The 16,890-nt window shown below is 71.4% G+C and carries 15 protein-coding genes; 8 read left to right on the top strand and 7 right to left on the bottom strand.

Translation table 11 applies throughout. The annotated features are described in order from the left end of the window. Positions 1–119 precede the first annotated feature (119 nt). Entirely contained in the window at positions 120–1,229 is a 1,110-nt protein-coding gene (locus tag ACFVS6_RS33640; protein ID WP_389709958.1) for an alpha/beta hydrolase, read from the bottom strand. Between the two features lie 152 nt (positions 1,230–1,381). Between ACFVS6_RS33640 and ACFVS6_RS33635 the strand changes: the two genes are divergently transcribed. The 6 genes from ACFVS6_RS33635 (at position 1,382) to ACFVS6_RS33610 (ending at position 6,384) form a co-directional block, all read left to right on the top strand. Next, positions 1,382–3,235 (top strand): phosphatidylglycerol lysyltransferase domain-containing protein, encoded by a 1,854-nt coding sequence (locus ACFVS6_RS33635; protein ID WP_389709956.1) that lies wholly within the window; start codon positions 1,382–1,384, stop codon positions 3,233–3,235. Between the two features lie 161 nt (positions 3,236–3,396). Continuing rightward, the gene (folP, locus tag ACFVS6_RS33630; protein ID WP_389709954.1) at positions 3,397–4,269 is read left to right on the top strand and encodes a dihydropteroate synthase; all 873 of its coding nucleotides are present in this window, start codon (positions 3,397–3,399) and stop codon (positions 4,267–4,269) included. Positions 4,270–4,312: 43 nt separating this feature from the next. After that, on the top strand, positions 4,313–4,756 hold the full coding sequence (locus ACFVS6_RS33625; RefSeq protein ID WP_389709952.1) for a nuclear transport factor 2 family protein: 444 nt from the start codon (positions 4,313–4,315) through the stop codon (positions 4,754–4,756). Between the two features lie 131 nt (positions 4,757–4,887). Continuing rightward, positions 4,888–5,247 (top strand): dihydroneopterin aldolase, encoded by a 360-nt coding sequence (gene folB, locus ACFVS6_RS33620; RefSeq protein WP_030010912.1) that lies wholly within the window; start codon positions 4,888–4,890, stop codon positions 5,245–5,247. After that, the gene (folK, locus tag ACFVS6_RS33615; protein WP_389709950.1) at positions 5,244–5,852 is read left to right on the top strand and encodes a 2-amino-4-hydroxy-6-hydroxymethyldihydropteridine diphosphokinase; all 609 of its coding nucleotides are present in this window, start codon (positions 5,244–5,246) and stop codon (positions 5,850–5,852) included. Before folB ends, folK begins: the two co-directional genes overlap by 4 nt. A gap of 46 nt (positions 5,853–5,898) precedes the next feature. Continuing rightward, a complete protein-coding gene (locus ACFVS6_RS33610; protein ID WP_389709948.1) occupies positions 5,899–6,384 on the top strand; it encodes a DUF3180 domain-containing protein in 486 nt (161 codons plus the stop codon). A 138-nt stretch (positions 6,385–6,522) separates the two neighbouring features. Here ACFVS6_RS33610 and folE read toward each other — a convergent pair whose 3' ends face one another. The 6 genes from folE to dacB all read right to left on the bottom strand — a co-directional run bounded on the left by folE (position 6,523) and on the right by dacB (position 14,087). Further along, positions 6,523–7,131, bottom strand: a complete 609-nt coding sequence (gene folE / locus ACFVS6_RS33605) for a GTP cyclohydrolase I FolE (protein ID WP_389709946.1) — start codon at positions 7,129–7,131, stop codon at positions 6,523–6,525. A 94-nt stretch (positions 7,132–7,225) separates the two neighbouring features. Then, entirely contained in the window at positions 7,226–9,256 is a 2,031-nt protein-coding gene (ftsH, locus tag ACFVS6_RS33600) for an ATP-dependent zinc metalloprotease FtsH (protein WP_389709945.1), read from the bottom strand. A 268-nt stretch (positions 9,257–9,524) separates the two neighbouring features. Then, a complete protein-coding gene (gene hpt / locus ACFVS6_RS33595; protein WP_030158549.1) occupies positions 9,525–10,085 on the bottom strand; it encodes a hypoxanthine phosphoribosyltransferase in 561 nt (186 codons plus the stop codon). Positions 10,086–10,150: 65 nt separating this feature from the next. Beyond that, positions 10,151–11,185, bottom strand: a complete 1,035-nt coding sequence (gene tilS / locus ACFVS6_RS33590) for a tRNA lysidine(34) synthetase TilS (protein ID WP_389709943.1) — start codon at positions 11,183–11,185, stop codon at positions 10,151–10,153. A gap of 266 nt (positions 11,186–11,451) precedes the next feature. Further along, a complete protein-coding gene (locus ACFVS6_RS33585; RefSeq protein ID WP_389709941.1) occupies positions 11,452–12,609 on the bottom strand; it encodes a zinc-dependent metalloprotease in 1,158 nt (385 codons plus the stop codon). Between the two features lie 38 nt (positions 12,610–12,647). Beyond that, complete coding sequence (gene dacB / locus ACFVS6_RS33580; protein WP_389709939.1) at positions 12,648–14,087, bottom strand: D-alanyl-D-alanine carboxypeptidase/D-alanyl-D-alanine-endopeptidase; 1,440 nt, start codon at positions 14,085–14,087, stop codon at positions 12,648–12,650. A 164-nt stretch (positions 14,088–14,251) separates the two neighbouring features. Here dacB and ACFVS6_RS33575 point away from each other — a divergent pair, with 164 nt between their 5' ends. Continuing rightward, positions 14,252–14,746 carry an inorganic diphosphatase gene (locus ACFVS6_RS33575; RefSeq protein WP_008742522.1) on the top strand — a complete coding sequence of 165 codons (495 nt, stop codon included), beginning with the start codon at positions 14,252–14,254 and terminating at the stop codon, positions 14,744–14,746. Positions 14,747–15,157: 411 nt separating this feature from the next. Then, positions 15,158–16,804 (top strand): threonine/serine exporter ThrE family protein, encoded by a 1,647-nt coding sequence (locus tag ACFVS6_RS33570; protein WP_389709937.1) that lies wholly within the window; start codon positions 15,158–15,160, stop codon positions 16,802–16,804. The last annotated feature ends 86 nt before the right edge of the window (positions 16,805–16,890 follow it).

Raw genomic sequence — 16,890 nt, 5'->3', positions numbered from 1 at the left:
GCCCTGCGCGAGTCCCGGCCCCACGACGCGCCGTGACGGACGGCAACGCGGCCCGGACATGACGCAGGGGCCCGGCCGTCCCCCGGCCGGGCCCCTGCGTCATGTCCGCGCACCGGGCCTCAGGCCTGGATGCGTCCGCTCATCCACGTGAGCATCGGCGGGATCTCGCGGCGCCACGTGTTGAAGTTGTGGCCGCCGCTGTCGAGGATGATCGAGGAGACCCGGTCCGGGCCCTTGACCAGCTTGATGAACTTGCGGGTGTCACCGAGGTTCGGCTCGCCCTTCTCGCTGCTGGTGACGAGGAACGAGGTGCCCGACGGCTTCTTGCCGGCCATCGTGTGCAGCACGTCCGCGCGCTTCTTCAGCTTCTCGTCGCCGTGGAACAGGTCACCGGTGGTGGGGTCGTTCGGGGCGTCGTAGTAGGCGGACAGACCCGCGGCCGCGCCGAAGGTCTGCGGGTAGTGCGCGGCGATCTTCAGGGCGCAGTAGCCACCCGTCGAGTTGCCGATGAAGCCCATGTTCTGCGGCTTGTCACCGACCCGGAAGGTCGCCTGGATGGCCTTGGGCAGGTCCTGCGCGAAGAACGTCTCGGTCTGCGGGCCACCGGGTATGTCCACGCACTCGGTGTCGCGCGGCGGCGCCACGGTCGGCCGCAGCATGACCAGGATCATCGGCTTCATCTTGCCCGCCTTCGACAGGCTGAAGGCCTTCATCGGGTAGTCGAGCCCCTTGATCAGGTTCTCGGCGGTGCCCGGGTAACCGGTCAGCACGATCGACGCGGGAAAGTTCTGGTCCTTGTGCTGTGGCTGGAAGTACTCGGGCGGGAGCCACACGTAGCCGGGACTCGTTATCTTCGACTTCTGCCCGGTTATGGCAATCTTCAGGATCTGACCACCGACCTGGGGCTTGGCACCGCCCGGCACGTCCAACTTCTGCTTGTCGACGACCTTGATGTCCTTGCTGCTCATCGAGTGGTCGACGACCTTGCCGATGGACGTCTCCTGGCCGAACAGGTCGGCCCAGGTCCCGTAGAACAGGAACGACTTGTTGGCCGCGAGCCCGATCGCCGAGAACAGCGCCAACTGGGTCGCGAGGAGGAGACCGATCCGGCCGGCGACCGAACGCCAGCTGCGGTTCGAGAGCTTCGGCCAGAACCACACCGTGGCCGCGAACAGCAGCACTCCGGCGACGATGGCCAACGCCAGAACCGTATTACTGGTGAGACCCATGAGCAGTCAGTCGACTTTCTGATGGCAGGACTGGAAATTTCCGACGGAAGAGTGAACCCGCTCCTCGTCGACGTCGTCCTAATGGACGCACCACACACCGGAGGCTGTCGCGGCCTTCGGCCACATGATCTCTCGCGGAGCAACGGGAAGCGATGTCTAGCAGGATAGATGGCGATAAGTCGGGACAGGTTCCGAGCAGGGTCCGCCGAATCCTCCGTGGTCCACGGCCGGAGTCGGTGCCCGGTCTCGTAGGTACGGCCGTCATGATCGTCGGCCTTCTGGACATCGCGGCGGGGGTCTTCCCCCGCTTCCGGCACAGCCGGATCCACGCGGTCACCGAAGTGCTGCCCGGTTCGCTGGGCCCCTTCGCCGCGGCCATGTCCATCAGCGCGGGCGTGCTGCTGCTGCTGCTCGCCCACGGCCTCAAGCGGCACAAGCGACGGGCCTGGCGGGCCTCCGTCGTCCTGCTGCCCGCGGGCGCGGTCGCGCAGTTCACGTACCGGCACTCGATCATCGGCGTGGTCATCGCCGCGGTGCTCCTCGCACTGCTGCTGCGCCATCAGGGTGAGTTCAAGGCGCTGCCGGACCCCCGCAGCCGCTGGAAGGCGCTCGCGAACTTCGTCCTCATGAGCGCCGGCTCCATCGGACTCGGCCTGGTCATCGTCAACGTGCACCCGGGCAAGGTCGTCGGCCGCCCGAGCCTGTACGAGCAGATCACCCACGTCGTCTACGGGCTCTTCGGCTTCGAGGGCCCCGTCGACTACGCCGGTCGGGTGTCCTGGACCGTCGGCTACTCGCTCGGCGCCCTCGGCATGCTGACCGCCCTCACCACCATCTACCTGGCCTTCCGCCCCGAGCACCCGGCCGCACGCCTCACCGCCGACGACGAGACGCAGCTGCGCGAGCTGCTCGCCAAGCACGGCGGCCGCGACTCCCTCGGCCACTTCGCGCTCCGCCGCGACAAGGCCGTCGTCTTCTCCCCCAGCGGCAAGGCCGCCGTCACCTACCGGGTCGTCTCCGGCGTGATGCTCGCCTCCGGCGACCCCATCGGCGACGTCGAGGCCTGGCCCGGCGCCATCGAGCGGTTCATGGAGGAGGCCAAGGCCCACTCGTGGACCCCCGCCGTCATGGGCTGCAGCGAGACCGGCGGCGAGGTCTGGACCCGCGAGACGGGGCTGGACGCCCTGGAGCTGGGTGATGAGGCGATCGTCGATGTCAAAGACTTCTCCCTCTCGGGCCGAGCCATGCGCAACGTCCGCCAAATGGTGAAGCGCATCGAACGCAACGGCTACACCACCAAGGTCCGCCGGGTCAGCGAACTGACCGAGATCGAGCTGGAGCAGGTCCGCGGCGCCGCCGAGGCGTGGCGCGGCACCGACACCGAGCGCGGCTTCTCCATGGCGCTGGGCCGGGTCGGCGACCCGGGCGACGGCGACTGCTTCATCGCCACCGCCCACCGCGTCGAGGAGGGCGACACCAGCCCCTTCGGCGACCTGAAGGCCGTCCTGCACTTCGTCCCGTGGGGCAAGGACGGCATGTCGCTGGAGCTGATGCGCCGCGACCGCGCCGCCGACCCCGGCATGAACGAGCTGCTGATCGTGGCCTCCCTGGAGGCCGCTCCCGCGCTGAGGATCGAGAAGGTCTCCCTGAACTTCGCGATGTTCCGCTCGGCCCTGGCCCGCGGCGAGAAGATCGGCGCCGGCCCGGTCCTGCGCATGTGGCGCGGACTGCTCGTCTTCCTCTCGCGCTGGTTCCAGATCGAGTCGCTCTACAAGTTCAACGCCAAGTTCCGCCCGCGCTGGGAGCCCCGCTTCGTCGTCTTCCGGCAGACCCGCGACCTGCCCCGCATCGGCTTCGCCGCGATGCAGGCCGAGGGCTTCGTGACGCTGGCCCTGCCCCGGCTGTTCGCGGCCCGCCGCCGCCCCAAGCCCGTCCGCACCTGCGCGCACGAGCAGCCCTCCACCAAGGTTCCGGCCCAGGCGGAGCGCGAGGTCCAGCCCGCCTGACGCACGACCGGGCGCGGTACGCACCGAAGGGCCCGGCGGCACCCCCGCCGGGCCCTTCCCCGTTCCCGGCCGGGGCGGGCCCCGGCGCCCGCTCCGGGCGGGGAACGGCCACCGGCTCCCGCGGAAGGACCGCCCCGGGCACGGGCTCTACCCTGGGACCCATGAACAACAACCGCGGAGCCGCTGCCAGGGGCCGGGTGACAGGCCTGCCCGACTGGGACCGCTGCGGGGTCATGGGCGTCGTCAACGTCACTCCGGACTCCTTCTCCGACGGCGGCCGCTGGTTCGACACCACCGCGGCCGTCAAGCGCGGCCTGGACCTCGTCGCGCAGGGCGCCGACCTCGTGGACGTCGGCGGCGAGTCCACCCGCCCCGGCGCCTCCCGCGTCGACGAGGAGGAGGAGCTGCGCCGGGTCGTCCCCGTGGTGCGCGGCCTCGCCTCCGAAGGCGTCGTCGTCTCCGTCGACACCATGCGCGCGGCCGTCGCCGCCCGCGCGGTCGAGGCCGGCGCCGCCCTGGTCAACGACGTCAGCGGCGGGCTCGCCGACCCCGGCATGATCCCGGCCGTCGCCGCCGCCGAGGTCCCCTTCGTCGTCATGCACTGGCGCGGCTTCAGCGAGGGCATGAACAGCCTCGCCGTCTACGAGGACGTCCTCGGCGAGGTCACCGCCGAACTCCGCGCCCGCATCGACGCCGTCGTCTCCGGCGGCATCGCCCCCGAGCGGATCGTCGTCGACCCCGGCCTCGGCTTCGCGAAGAACGCCGAGCACGACCTGGCCCTCGTCGCGCACCTGCCGGAGCTGCGCGCGCTCGGCTTCCCGCTGCTCGTCGCCGCCTCGCGGAAGCGTTTCCTCGGACGGGTCCTGGCCGGCGCCGCCGACACCGCCCCGCCGCCGGCCCGCGAACGGGACGCCGCCACGGCCGCCGTCTCGGCCATCGCCGCGCACCAGGGCGCCTGGGCCGTGCGGGTGCACGAGGTACGGGCGACCGCGGACGCGGTTCGGGTGGCCCGCGCCGTGGAAGGGGCACTGTGATCCGCCGGACGGACCTCCGCCGGCCGTACAGGGAAGGGGCACGGTGAGCCGTACCGACATCGAAGCCGTCGAAGAGGCCAATGCGGCCTTCTACGAGGCCATGGAGCAGGGGGACTTCGACGCGCTGTCGGCGCTCTGGCTCGACGACGAGATCTCCTGCGTCCACCCGGGCTGGCCGGTGCTCTCGGGGCGGGGCGAGGTACTGCGCTCGTACGCGCTGATCATGTCCCACACCGAGTACATCCAGTTCTTCCTCACCGACACCAAAGTGGCGCTGATAGGCGACACCGCCCTCGTCACGTGCACCGAGAACATCCTGAGCGGCGGACCCGCCGAGGACGGCGGCGAGCTGGGCCCCCTGGTGGGTCAGCTGGTCGTCGCCACCAATGTGTTCCGACGCACACCGCAGGGGTGGCTCCTCTGGTCCCACCACGGTTCTCCGGTGCTCACGGACTCCGATGACGAGGAAGAAGAGGGCACCGACTGACCCCAAGGGCGGGGGCCGAGCTCCGTCGCAGGTAAATTCGAAGGCGGACGACGCCGACCGCACTCGGCGTAGGCCCATGGCCCCGGGGAGTCCCGGGACCGGAAGCACCTACGAAAGCAGGAGTGATTCGCGTGGATCGTGTCGCGCTGCGCGGCCTCAAGGCTCGCGGGCACCACGGCGTCTTCCCCCGGGAGCGCGAAGAGGGCCAGACCTTCATCGTCGACCTCGTACTGCACCTCGACACCCGCCCGGCCGCGGCCGGGGACGACCTGGCGAAGACCGTGCACTACGGCGTCGTCGCCGAGGAGGTCGTCGACGTGGTGCAGGGCGAGCCCGTCGACCTGATCGAAACCCTCGCCGAGCGGATCGCACAGCAGTGCCTCAAGCACGAAGCGGTGGCACAGGTGGAGGTCGTCGTCCACAAGCCGGACGCACCCATCACCGTCCCCTTCGACGACGTGACCATCACGATCACCCGGAGCCGCGCATGAACAACGGACTGACCGCCCAGAGCGACCCCACCGTCCAGCCCGTACCCGCATCCGTCGTCGAGGCCGTCGACGCGGCGGACGTGACGCTGTCCAACCCCAAATGGGCCGTCGTCGCGCTCGGGGCGAACCTCGGCAACCGGCTGGAGACCCTCCAGGGCGCCATCGACGCCCTCGGCGACACCCCCGGCCTGCGGGTCAAGGCCGTCTCCCCCGTCTACGAGACCGAGCCGTGGGGCGTCGAGCCCGGCTCGCAGCCCTCGTACTTCAACGCGGTCATCGCGGTGAAGACCACCCTGCCGCCGTCCTCGCTGCTGGAACGCGGCCAGGCCATCGAGGAGGCCTTCGACCGCGTCCGCGAGGAGCGCTGGGGGCCCCGCACCATCGACGTCGACATCGTCTCCTACGCCGACGTCGTCTCCGACGACCCCGTCCTCACCCTCCCGCACCCCCGGGCCCACCAGCGCGCCTTCGTGCTCGCCCCGTGGCACGACATCGACCCCGAGGCCCAGCTCCCCGGAATCGGCGCGGTCACGGCCCTGCTGGCCGAAATCGGCCTGACCGGCGTCACGGCACGCCCCGACCTGGAACTCCGCCTGCCGGAGTAATCGTTAGCCTGTTCACTGCGACTGGCTGAGAGTGGGGAACGGGCAAGTGAAGCAACTGAGGCCGGCGGTCCTGGCGGGCATCTTCCTGATCGCCGGGGTCCTGTCCTGGGCGGGCGCCCGGCTGTGGAACGCGTACGGGAGCCTGCCGGGCGTGCCGCTGGCCGCCCCGGTCGTGCTGGCCGTCATCGCGGCCGTCCTGTTCGCCACGGCCCTGTCGATGCGCTCGCGGCTCAAGGCCCAGCGCGAGCGCCGCCCGGGGGCCAAGGGCGTGGAGCCGCTGATGGCGGCCCGCGCCGTGGTCTTCGGGCAGGCCAGCGCGCTCGTGGCGGCGCTGGTCGCCGGGATGTACGGCGGGGTCGGGGTCTTCCTGCTGACCGACGCCCTCGACGTGCCCGCGCGCCGCGACCAGGCCTGGTACGCGGGCGGCTCCGTCCTCGCGGGCGCCGCCGTCATCGCCGCCGCCCTCTTCCTGGAGCGCGTCCTGAAGCTCCCGGAGGACGAGGACCCGGGGAAGGCCCCGGCCACGGCCTGAGGCCCCCAGCCGCCCGCACGCCACCCCACGGCCACCACCGGCGCCCGCCCGGCTCCCGGGCCCCCGCGGGCGTGCGGCAGCGTCAGCGGACCGTCGTGGCGGCCCACGGCGTCGAGGAGCGGGGCCCCGTGGGAACGCTCAGCGCGCCACGATGAGGCTCATCGCCTCGCTGCGGGTCGCGGGGTCACGGAGCTGGCCGCGCACGGCCGAGGTGAGGGTCTTGGCGCCCGGCTTGCGGATGCCCCGCACCGACATGCACATGTGCTCGGCCTCGATGACGACGATGGCGCCGCGGGCGTCGAGGATCTGCATCAGCGAGTCGGCTATCTGAGTGGTGAGTCGTTCCTGCACCTGCGGGCGGCGGGCGAAGACGTCGACCAATCGGGCCAGCTTGGACAGGCCCGTGATCTTGCCGGACTCCGCCGGGATGTAGCCGACGTGGGCCACGCCGTGGAACGGCAGCAAATGATGCTCGCACAGCGAAACGATCTCGATGTCCTTGACCAGGACCATCTCGTCGTGGCCGAGGTCGAAGGTCGTCGTCAGCACTTCCTCGGGCGACTGCCGCAGGCCCGCCAGGATCTCCCGGTACGCCCGCGCCACGCGTGCCGGGGTCTCCAGCAGGCCCTCGCGGTCGGGGTCCTCGCCGACGGCTATCAGGAGCTCGCGGACGGCCGCCTCGGCGCGCTTCTCGTCGAACTCGCCGATCGTGCCCTCGCCACCGGTCAGGGTCACTGGGTCGGTCATCTCATCCTCGTTCCTGTGTGCGCACACGGCCACGTGAAAGTGCCGCGCCCCCCAGGCTAGAACCTGGGGGGCGCGGCATCCATTCCGGGCCTGATCAGGCCTCCGGACGCTCCTCCGGGGAGGGCTCCGGGGCCTTCTCCACCGACACGGCCGGCGTTGCCGCCGAGATGCCGTTGGCGGCGTTCGTCAGCTGGAGCTCCTTGGGAGAGAGCACCGGCGGACGGGTGGATGGGGTGCGACGGGAGGAGCCGGTCCACGCGGGACGGGCCGGACGCTTCACGATCGTCGAGAAGACCTCGGCGATCTGCTCCTTGTTCAGCGTCTCCTTCTCCAGCAGCGCGAGGACCAGGTTGTCCAGGACGTCCCGGTTCTCGACCAGGATCTCCCAGGCCTCGTTGTGCGCGGTCTCGATGAGCTTCTTGACCTCTTCGTCGACCAGCGCCGCGACCTCCTCCGAGTAGTCCCGCGGGTGCGACATCTCGCGGCCCAGGAACGGCTCGGTGTTGTCGCCACCGAACTTGATCGCACCGAGACGCTCGGTCATGCCGTACTGCGTGACCATGGCCCGCGCCGTGGCGGTGGCCTTCTCGATGTCGTTCGCCGCGCCCGTCGTCGGGTCGTGGAAGACCAGCTCCTCGGCCGCGCGCCCGCCCAGCATGTACGCCAGCTGGTCGAGCATCTCGTTGCGCGTGGTCGAGTACTTGTCCTCGTCGGGCAGGACCATGGTGTAACCCAGGGCCCGACCGCGGGACAGGATCGTGATCTTGTGGACCGGGTCGGAGTTCGGGGAAGCCGCCGCGACCAGGGCGTGTCCGCCCTCGTGGTACGCGGTGATCTTCTTTTCCCGGTCCGACATGATCCGGGTCCGCTTCTGCGGGCCCGCCACGACGCGGTCGATCGCCTCGTCCAGGGCGTGGTTGTCGATCAGCTTCTTGTCCGAGCGGGCGGTCAGCAGGGCCGCCTCGTTCAGGACGTTGGACAGATCGGCACCGGTGAAGCCGGGCGTGCGCCGGGCAACCGCGCCCAGGTCGACGTCCGGAGCGACCGGCTTGCCCTTCTGGTGGACCTTGAGGATCTCCAGACGGCCCTGCATGTCCGGGCGGTCGACCGCGATCTGCCGGTCGAAGCGGCCCGGGCGCAGCAGCGCCGGGTCGAGGATGTCGGGACGGTTCGTGGCGGCGATCAGGATGACGCCGCCCTTCACGTCGAAGCCGTCCATTTCGACGAGCAGCTGGTTGAGCGTCTGCTCGCGTTCGTCGTGGCCGCCGCCGAGGCCCGCACCGCGGTGCCGGCCGACGGCGTCGATCTCATCGACGAAGACGATCGCCGGCGCGTTGGCCTTGGCCTGCTCGAACAGGTCACGGACACGCGAGGCACCGACACCGACGAACATCTCGACGAAGTCGGAACCGGAGATCGAGTAGAAGGGCACACCGGCTTCGCCCGCGACGGCGCGCGCCAGCAGGGTCTTACCGGTGCCGGGCGGGCCGTAGAGCAGCACGCCCTTGGGGATCTTGGCGCCGACGGCCTGGAACTTCGCCGGCTCCTGGAGGAACTCCTTGATCTCGTGGAGTTCCTCGACGGCCTCGTCCGAACCCGCGACATCGGCGAACGTCGTCTTCGGGGTGTCCTTGGTGATGAGCTTGGCCTTGGACTTCCCGAAGTTCATGACCCGGGAGCCGCCGCCCTGCATCTGGTTCATCAGGAACAGGAAGACCACGACGATGAGGACGAAGGGCAGGAGCGAGAGCAGCACGCTCAGGAACGGGCTGGTCTTGTCCGGGGTGACGGAGTATCCGTCCGGGATCTGACCGGCTTCGTACTTGGTCTGGAGGTTCTGGGCGAGCTGAACGCCCTGATCCCCGATGTAGTTGGCCTGGAACTTGGTGCCGTCGTTGTTGCCGAGCTTCTGGTCCTTCTTGAGCTCGATCTTGATCATCTGGCTGTCGCCGGTGGTCAGCTTGGCGCTGTCCACCTGGCCACTGTTGATCGCCTTGATGACCTCGCTGGTCTCCACCGACTTGTAGCCGCCGCCGGAGCCGACGACGTTCATCAACACGACCACGGCGAGGACGGCCAGCACGATCCACATGACCGGCCCACGGAAGTATCGCTTCACGTCCATCCATACGGGGCGCTAGGCACCCCGTCCCTCCTGCCCGTAGGTAAATGCTGCTCTGAGTAAAGACTGTTCTTCGGAATGTACCCCTGTATTGTCACCCGCGGCCTCGTGGGACGGCTGACAGACCCGCCTTCCCATGCTCCAACGGCGGGAATCGCCCCGAGGTTCCCCAGGTTTCCCTGTGGTCTTGTCGGGAGCGGGTCCCGCGGCCGGTGGCCGCGGGGACGCGTCGCACGCGGGTTCCGCGGCGAACGCGACCGGGGGAGGCGCGTCAGCCGCCGTAGACGTGCGGTGCGAGCGTGCCGACGAACGGCAGGTTGCGGTACTTCTCCGCGTAGTCCAGGCCGTAGCCGACGACGAACTCGTTCGGGATGTCGAAGCCGACCCACTTCACGTCGATCGCGACCTTCGCGGCGTCGGGCTTGCGCAGCAGCGTGACGACCTCCAGGGAGGCCGGCTGGCGCGAGCCCAGGTTCGACAGCAGCCAGGACAGCGTCAGACCGGAGTCGATGATGTCCTCGACGATCAGGACGTGCTTGTCCTTGATGTCGGTGTCCAGGTCCTTGAGGATCCGCACCACGCCGGAGGACTGGGTTCCGGCGCCGTAGGACGACACCGCCATCCAGTCCATGGTGAGCGGGGTGGACAAGGCGCGCGCCAGGTCCGCCATCACCATCACGGCGCCCTTGAGCACACCGACGATGAGCAGGTCCTTGCCCGCGTACTCCGCGTCGATCTTCGCGGCCAGCTCGGCCAGCTTCGCGTCGATCTCTTCCTTGGTGATGAGCACCGACTGGAGGTCGCTGCCCATGTCCTTCTCGTCCACCCGCATCACTTTCGTTGTCGGCCGGGGCTCCGGGGGTGCCCCCGGAGGACTCAGCCGTGTTTCAGCACCAATCAGCCCTGCCGAATGACAAGTCTGCCACCCTGCCGCTGGGCCTCGACGCGGCCGGGCAGGTTGATGGCGCCCTGACCGCGCCATCCGGTGATGAGGCGGTCGACTTCCTCGATGTGCCGGGCGAACAGTGAACCCGCGGGGGACCCGGCCGCGACGACGGCCCTGCGCAGCACGCGGCGCCTGACGGCCGGGGGCAGGGCGTACAGCTTCGCGCACTCCAGGCGGCCGTCGGCGTCGCGTACGCCGGTCTCGGCGTCGGCGGCCCAGGCGTCCAGGGCGTCGGCGTCGTCCCGGGAGAGCTGCGCGGTGCGGGCGAGCGCCTCGACGACTCCCTTGCCGAGCGCCTTTTCGAGGGCGGGCAGTCCCTCGTGGCGCAGCCGGGAGCGGGTGTAGGCGGGGTCGATGTTGTGCGGGTCGTCCCAGACGGGGAGGGACTGGACCATGCAGGCCTTGCGGGCGGTCTGCCGGTCGATCTGGAGGAACGGGCGGCGGTAGCGCTTGGTGCGGCCCGGTCCTCCCGAGACCTCGGCCATGCCGGACAGGGAGCGGATGCCGGAGCCGCGGGCGAGGCCGAGCAGGACGGTTTCGGCTTGGTCGTCGCGGGTGTGGCCGAGCAGCACGGCGGCGGCGCCGAGCCGGTCGGCGGCCTCGTCGAGCGCCGAGTAGCGGGCGTCGCGGGCGGCGGCCTCGGGTCCGCCGTCGCGGCCGACGCGCACGGCGACGGACTCCACCGGGTCGAGGCGGAGCGCGGTCATGCGGGTGATGACCTCGGCGGCGCGCAGGTCGGAGCCGGGCTGGAGGCCGTGGTCGACGGTGATGCCGCCGGCCCGGATGCCGAGCTTGGGGGCTTCGAAGGCGAGGGCGGAGGCGAGCGCCATGGAGTCGGCGCCACCGGAGCAGGCGACGAGGACGAGTGGCGGGGTGCCGTCCGGGGTGCGACGGTCGGCGGGACGGTCGGTGAGGTCGGTGAGGACGTCGTGGAGTACGCGGCGGACCGCCAGGCGTATCGCCGCGACCGCAGGATGGGGACCCATGTCCGGTGCCCTTCGTGGAGTTCGGATGCTCGGAGGCGTTGGGGGTGGTGCGAGGGGTGCTGCTCGGTGGTGACCGGTCCGCGCGTCCGGTGTCCGCGGCGGGATGGCCGCGGAGGAACCCCCGGAAGTTGCGGGTTGTCACTCAGAGTGCGTCGATGGTGACAGAACCGAGCCGTTCCCCGAGCATCGCACGCCCTTCCACGGCCCACGGTCCCTCGGACGGGTGACGCTGCTTCCCCCAGTGAGACATGTTTACGCCCCGTGCGTCACCTTCCTTCGCTCCCTTCGCTCCCCCTGCCGTGCACCCGGGCCACCCAGTCGGCGGGCTTGGCGATCTCCGTCTTGGTGGGCAGCGTGTTCGGTGAGGTCCACACGCGGTTGAAGCCGTCCATGCCGACCTGGCCGACGACGGCGCGGACGAACCGTTCGCCGTCGCGGTACTGGCGCAGCTTGGCGTCGAGCCCGAGGATCTTGCGCAGGGCGGCGTCGAGGCGGCCCGCGCCGCTGGCCCTGCGCTGCTGGAACTTCTCGCGGATCTCGGCGACGGAGGGGACGACCTCGGGTCCGACGCCGTCCATGACGAAGTCGGCGTGGCCCTCCAGCAGGGACATGACGGCGGTGAGCCGGCCCAGCACCTCGCGCTGTTCGGGGGTCTGGACGAGCTCGACGAGCGAGCGGCCCTCTTCGCCGCGTTCGGCTTCGGGGCGGGCTCCGGCGAAGGACTGGACGGCTTCGCGGAGCCGTTCCAGGACGGTGGAGGGGTCCATTTCGGTGGCGCCGAGGAACGTCTGGATTTCGCCCTCCAGATGGGCCCGCAGCCACGGGACGGCCGTGAACTGGGTACGGTGCGTCTCCTCGTGCAGGCAGACCCACAGTCGGAAGTCGTGCGGGTTCACCTCCAGCTCGCGCTCGACGTGCACGATGTTGGGGGCGACGAGGAGCAGCCGCCCGCCCGTCGCGGCGGAGCCCGGCAGGTCGAGGCCGGCGGGCGCGAAGGTCTCGTACTGACCGAGGACCCGGGAGGCCAGGAAGCTCAGCAGCATGCCGAGCTCGACGCCGGTGACCTTGCCGCCGACGGCTCCGAGGACCGCGCCGCCGGGGGCGGCGCCGCGGCGTTCCTGCATCTTGCCGAGCAGGGGGCCGAGCAGTTCCCGGAAGCCGGCGACGTTGGCCTTGATCCATCCGGCCCGGTCGACGACCAGGACGGGCGTGTCGGGGACGGAGGCCCCGCCGTCGGGCAGGGCGGCCATCATCCGGGTGAAGTCGCGCACGTGCTGTTCCGAGGTCCTGGCGTGCCGGCGCAGCTCCGCCACCACGGCCCGGGCCTCCTCGCGGCTGACCTCGGGACCCGGCCGCACGAGCCGGGTCGCGGTCGCCACCGCGAGGTTCCAGTCGACCATCTCCGCACCACCGATGCTCGTCATGCGTAAACCGTACGTGGACCTGCGCCGGAGCGGACCCCCTACGGTGTGGTGGCCACCGCTGCGGCGAGCTTGTCGAGGCCCTTCTCGGCGGCGGGTCCGTCCGGGGCGCCCGCGGTGAGGAAGGCGAAGGCCAGCAGTCGCCCGGAGGGGTCGACGGCGGTCCCGGCGAGGGAGTTCACGCCGGTCAGGGTGCCGGTCTTGGCCCGCAGCAGGCCGGCGGCCGGGGAGGTTCCGGCGTTGCGGGAGCGCAGGGTGCCGGTGAATCCGGCGACGGGCAGGCCGGTGAGGGCCGGTCTGAGTTCGGGGTGTCGGGGGTCGGCGGCCTTGGCGAGGAGTCCCGTCAGGAGGCGGGTGCTGACCTTGTCGGCGCGGTTGAGGCCGCTGCCGTCCGCGAAGCGGTAGCCGTTCACGTCGAGGCCGAGGGAGGCCAGCTTGTCGGTGACGGCCTTCTCGGCGCCCTCGAAGCTCGCGGGCGCGCCGGCGGCGACGGCGGTCTGGCGGGCGAGGGCTTCGGCGATGTCGTTGTCGCTGTGGGTCAGCATCCGCTCGACGAGGCCGGCGACCGGGGTGGAGTGGGTGGCGGCCAACGGTTGGGCGCCGGCGGGGGCGTTGGCCCGGGCAGGTTCGCCGGTGACCTTGATGCCGCGTTCGCGCAGCAGGCCGGCGAAGGCGCGGGCGGTGTCCCCGGAGGGGTCGTCGGCGCGTTCGACGGGGCCGGAGACCGAGTCGTCGGGGCGGCCCTCGTCGGCGGTGAGGGCGGTGACGGGGGCGATGTTGTCGTTGCGGCCGATCGGGTGGCGGACGGCGCCGGGGTAGAGGAAGTCGTCGTAGCCGAGGGTGACGGTGTCGGTGCCGGCGGCCTTGAGGGCCTGCGCGGTGTCCGCGGCGAGGGCGACGAGGCTGCCGCCGGATCCGGCGGGGCTCTTCTTCTTCGCGGTGAGCGAGGGGTCCCCGCCGCCGACGAGGACGATCTGCCCGGGTCCGGCTCCGGGGGTCACCGCGGTCCGGATCCGGTGCTCGGGGCCGAGGGCGGCCAGCGCGGCCACCGCGGTGGCGATCTTGACGGTGGAGGCCGGGGTCATGGCCTCGCCCGGCGCGGATTCGTAGAGGACCCGGCCCGTCGCGGTGTCGATCACCGAGGCGCTGCGCACGGTGCCGAGCGCGCGATCGGCGAGCAGCGGTCCGAGCACCCCGGCGAGCGCCTCGGAGCCGCCGGGGGCGGCTGCCGGCCGGTCGCCGGCCGGGGCGGACGGGCCGATGCCGGGGAGCACGCCGGGGGCGCTGGCCGCGGGCTCGGGCAGGGCCGCCCCCGTGACGTGATCTGCGCCACCCGCGCGGCTCCAGGAGGCGGCCCTGTCCCGCTCGGCCTTACGCTGACCGGAGTCCCACGGCCCGGCGCTTGCCACCGTCACCGCCGAGAGGGCGAGGCCGGCCACGGCCGACCCCGCGATGAGCTGCCACGTCTTGACCAATGGCACCTCGGACCAGCCCCTTTCGCGATCACACATATGCGTGAGGGACACTTAACCACTGCGTCTTGCCGCGAGCATGGCACCCCACCCCGTAGGGCTGGGCGGGACGCGCGCGCGGTTGAATCAAATGCAGTCCCGTAGCAATGAAGCTGATCATGGAGGAGCAGGACGTGGAGTTCGACGTCACCATCGAGATCCCCAAGGGTTCGCGGAACAAGTACGAGGTGGACCACGAGACCGGCCGGATCCGTCTGGACCGTCGCCTCTTCACCTCGACCAGCTACCCGGCCGACTACGGCTTCGTCGAGAACACCCTCGGCGAGGACGGCGACCCGCTGGACGCCCTGGTCATCCTGGACGAGCCGACCTTCCCGGGCTGCCTGATCAAGTGCCGCGCGATCGGCATGTTCCGCATGACGGACGAGGCGGGCGGCGACGACAAGCTGCTGTGCGTGCCGGCCTCGGACCCGCGTGTCGAGCACCTGCGCGACATCCACCACGTCTCCGAGTTCGACCGCCTGGAGATCCAGCACTTCTTCGAGGTCTACAAGGACCTGGAGCCCGGCAAGTCCGTCGAGGGCGCGAACTGGGTCGGCCGCACCGAGGCCGAGGCCGAGATCGAGGCCTCGTACAAGCGCCTGGAGGCGCAGGGCGGCCACCACTGAGCTCCGCTCGGTGATCCGTGTCGGCGCCTTGCGCCGACCGGCTGACTCGACCGCGGGCGGTACCCCTCGTGGGGGTGCCGCCCGTTCGTCGTGTCCGGGGCGGGGGCCACGTCCCCGTTCGGCGGATCGGGGCGGGGGGCGTGCCCGCGCCGGGCCGTCGCGGCGCCACCGGACGACCGCCGGAGCCGTACCGGGGACACGGCGGAGGATCGCGAAGAGGCGGCCGGAGGGGCGACGGAGGGGCGACGGGCGGGCGACGGAGGATGAGCCGGGAACGGGCGGGTACGGGCGGGGGATCGGGCGGCGGCCGAAGGCCGCTCCCGGCGAGCGATCGGCGGATGGCCGTCCGCTTTCGCCGGGGAGGAAACGATTCCGCATACTTGTGTCCGAGCCGACAGGACGGGAGGACGCGTGGCGGAGGCCGAAGGATCCGGGGTCGAGGACCGGAAGCCGAAGTCGGACGAGGCGCGCAGCGCCTTCACCCCGCCGCGCGGCATCGCGGCGGAGTCCCCGGAGGACGACCAACCGACGTCGGAGTTCACCGTCCCCGACGGTCTGGCCGCGCTGCCCGTGGAGCCCGAGGGTTCCGCCTTCGCCGCCCCGGCCACCTACAGCGCCCAGCACTCCCCGCCCGCGTACACGCCCGGCATGGCCGCCGGTTTCCCCGGCTCGCGGATGAAGGAATCGCCCTGGCAGGACCGCATGCGCGTCATGCTGCGCATGCCGGTGGACGTCCGGCCGGTGGCCGAACCGGTGCAGAAGAGCGACAGCGGGCCCGCGGTGGGCCGCGTGCTCGACCTCACGCTGCGCATCGGCGAACTGCTCCTGGCGGGCGGTGAGGGCGCCGAGGACGTCGAGGCGGCCATGTTCGCCGTCGCCCGCTCCTACGGCCTCGACCGCTGCGAGCCCACGGTCACCTTCACCCTGCTGTCCATCACCCACCAGCCGTCCCTGGTCGACGACCCCGTCTCGGCGAACCGCACGGTGCGCCGGCGCGGCACGGACTACACGCGGCTCGCGGCGGTCTTCCGGCTGGTGGACGACATCAGCGCGCACGAGGTGGAGGTCTCCCTTGAGGAGGCCTACCGCCGGCTCGCCGAGATCCGCCGCAACCGCCACCCGTACCCGGGCTGGGTGCTCACGGCAGCTGCCGGACTGCTCGCCGGGGCCGCCTCGACGCTGGTCGGCGGTGGGGTCACGGTGTTCTTCTGCGCCGTGCTCGGCGCCGTCCTCGGTGACCGGCTGGCCTGGTTCTGCGCCGGGCGCGGGCTGCCGGAGTTCTACCAGTTCGTGGTCGCGGCCATGCCCCCGGCCGCGATCGGGGTGGCGCTGAAGATCGCCGAGATCGACGTCCGCGCGTCCGCGGTGATCACCGGTGGGCTGTTCGCGCTGCTGCCGGGGCGGGCCCTGGTGGCGGCGGTGCAGGACGGCCTGACCGGCTTCTACATCACCGCCTCGGCCCGGCTGCTGGAGGTCATGTACCTCTTCATCGGGATCATCGTGGGCGTGCTCGTCGTCCTCTACGTCGGCCTGCAGTTCGGCGCCGAGCCGAACCCGGACGAGGTGCTCCAGATCCCCTCCCGGCCGATCGTCCAGATCCTGGCCTCGATGGTCCTGGTGTTCACCTTCGCCATCCTGCTCCAGCAGGAACGCTCCACCGTGCTGATCGTGACGCTGAACGGCGGGGTCGCCTGGGTGACCTACGGGGCGCTGCAGGCGGCCGAGCTGCCCCCGGTGCCGTCCACGGCCATCGCGGCCGGCCTGGTCGGCCTCTTCGGGCAGCTCTTCTCCCGCTACCGGTTCGCCTCGGCCCTGCCGTACGTCACCGCCGCCATCGGGCCGCTGCTGCCGGGCTCCGCGACGTACTTCGGACTGCTGTCGATCGCCGAGAACCGGCTCGACGCGGGACTGGCCTCGCTCACCAACGCCGCCGCCATCGCCCTCGCCATCGCGGTCGGGGTCAACCTGGGGTCGGAGACCTCCCGCCTGTTCATGCGGATCCCGGGGGCGGAGAGCGCCGCGAAGCGCCGGGCGGCCAAGCGCACGCGCGGCTTCTGACGGCCGGCCCGCCGCCCCGGGACGCCGGGAGGAGGCTGGGCGGGCCCCTGCGGGCACGCGAACGCCCCGGGGACTCCTGGTCCCCG

The sequence above is a fragment of the Streptomyces sp. NPDC057939 genome (genome assembly GCF_042887545.1).
In the GTDB taxonomy this organism is placed as follows: domain Bacteria; phylum Actinomycetota; class Actinomycetes; order Streptomycetales; family Streptomycetaceae; genus Streptomyces.
The sequence above is the reverse complement of the archived record's forward strand: the minus strand, read 5'-3'. Positions and strand labels throughout refer to the sequence as shown.

Coding starts and splice junctions, on each gene's coding strand:
- ACFVS6_RS33640 (WP_389709958.1), bottom strand. CDS start 1,229: ATGGGTCTCACCAGTAATACGGTTCTGGCGTTGGCCATCGTCGCCGGA.
- ACFVS6_RS33635 (WP_389709956.1), top strand. CDS start 1,382: ATGTCTAGCAGGATAGATGGCGATAAGTCGGGACAGGTTCCGAGCAGG.
- folP (WP_389709954.1), top strand. CDS start 3,397: ATGAACAACAACCGCGGAGCCGCTGCCAGGGGCCGGGTGACAGGCCTG.
- folK (WP_389709950.1), top strand. CDS start 5,244: ATGAACAACGGACTGACCGCCCAGAGCGACCCCACCGTCCAGCCCGTA.
- folE (WP_389709946.1), bottom strand. CDS start 7,131: ATGACCGACCCAGTGACCCTGACCGGTGGCGAGGGCACGATCGGCGAG.
- ftsH (WP_389709945.1), bottom strand. CDS start 9,256: ATGGACGTGAAGCGATACTTCCGTGGGCCGGTCATGTGGATCGTGCTG.
- hpt (WP_030158549.1), bottom strand. CDS start 10,085: ATGCGGGTGGACGAGAAGGACATGGGCAGCGACCTCCAGTCGGTGCTC.
- tilS (WP_389709943.1), bottom strand. CDS start 11,185: ATGGGTCCCCATCCTGCGGTCGCGGCGATACGCCTGGCGGTCCGCCGC.
- ACFVS6_RS33585 (WP_389709941.1), bottom strand. CDS start 12,609: ATGACGAGCATCGGTGGTGCGGAGATGGTCGACTGGAACCTCGCGGTG.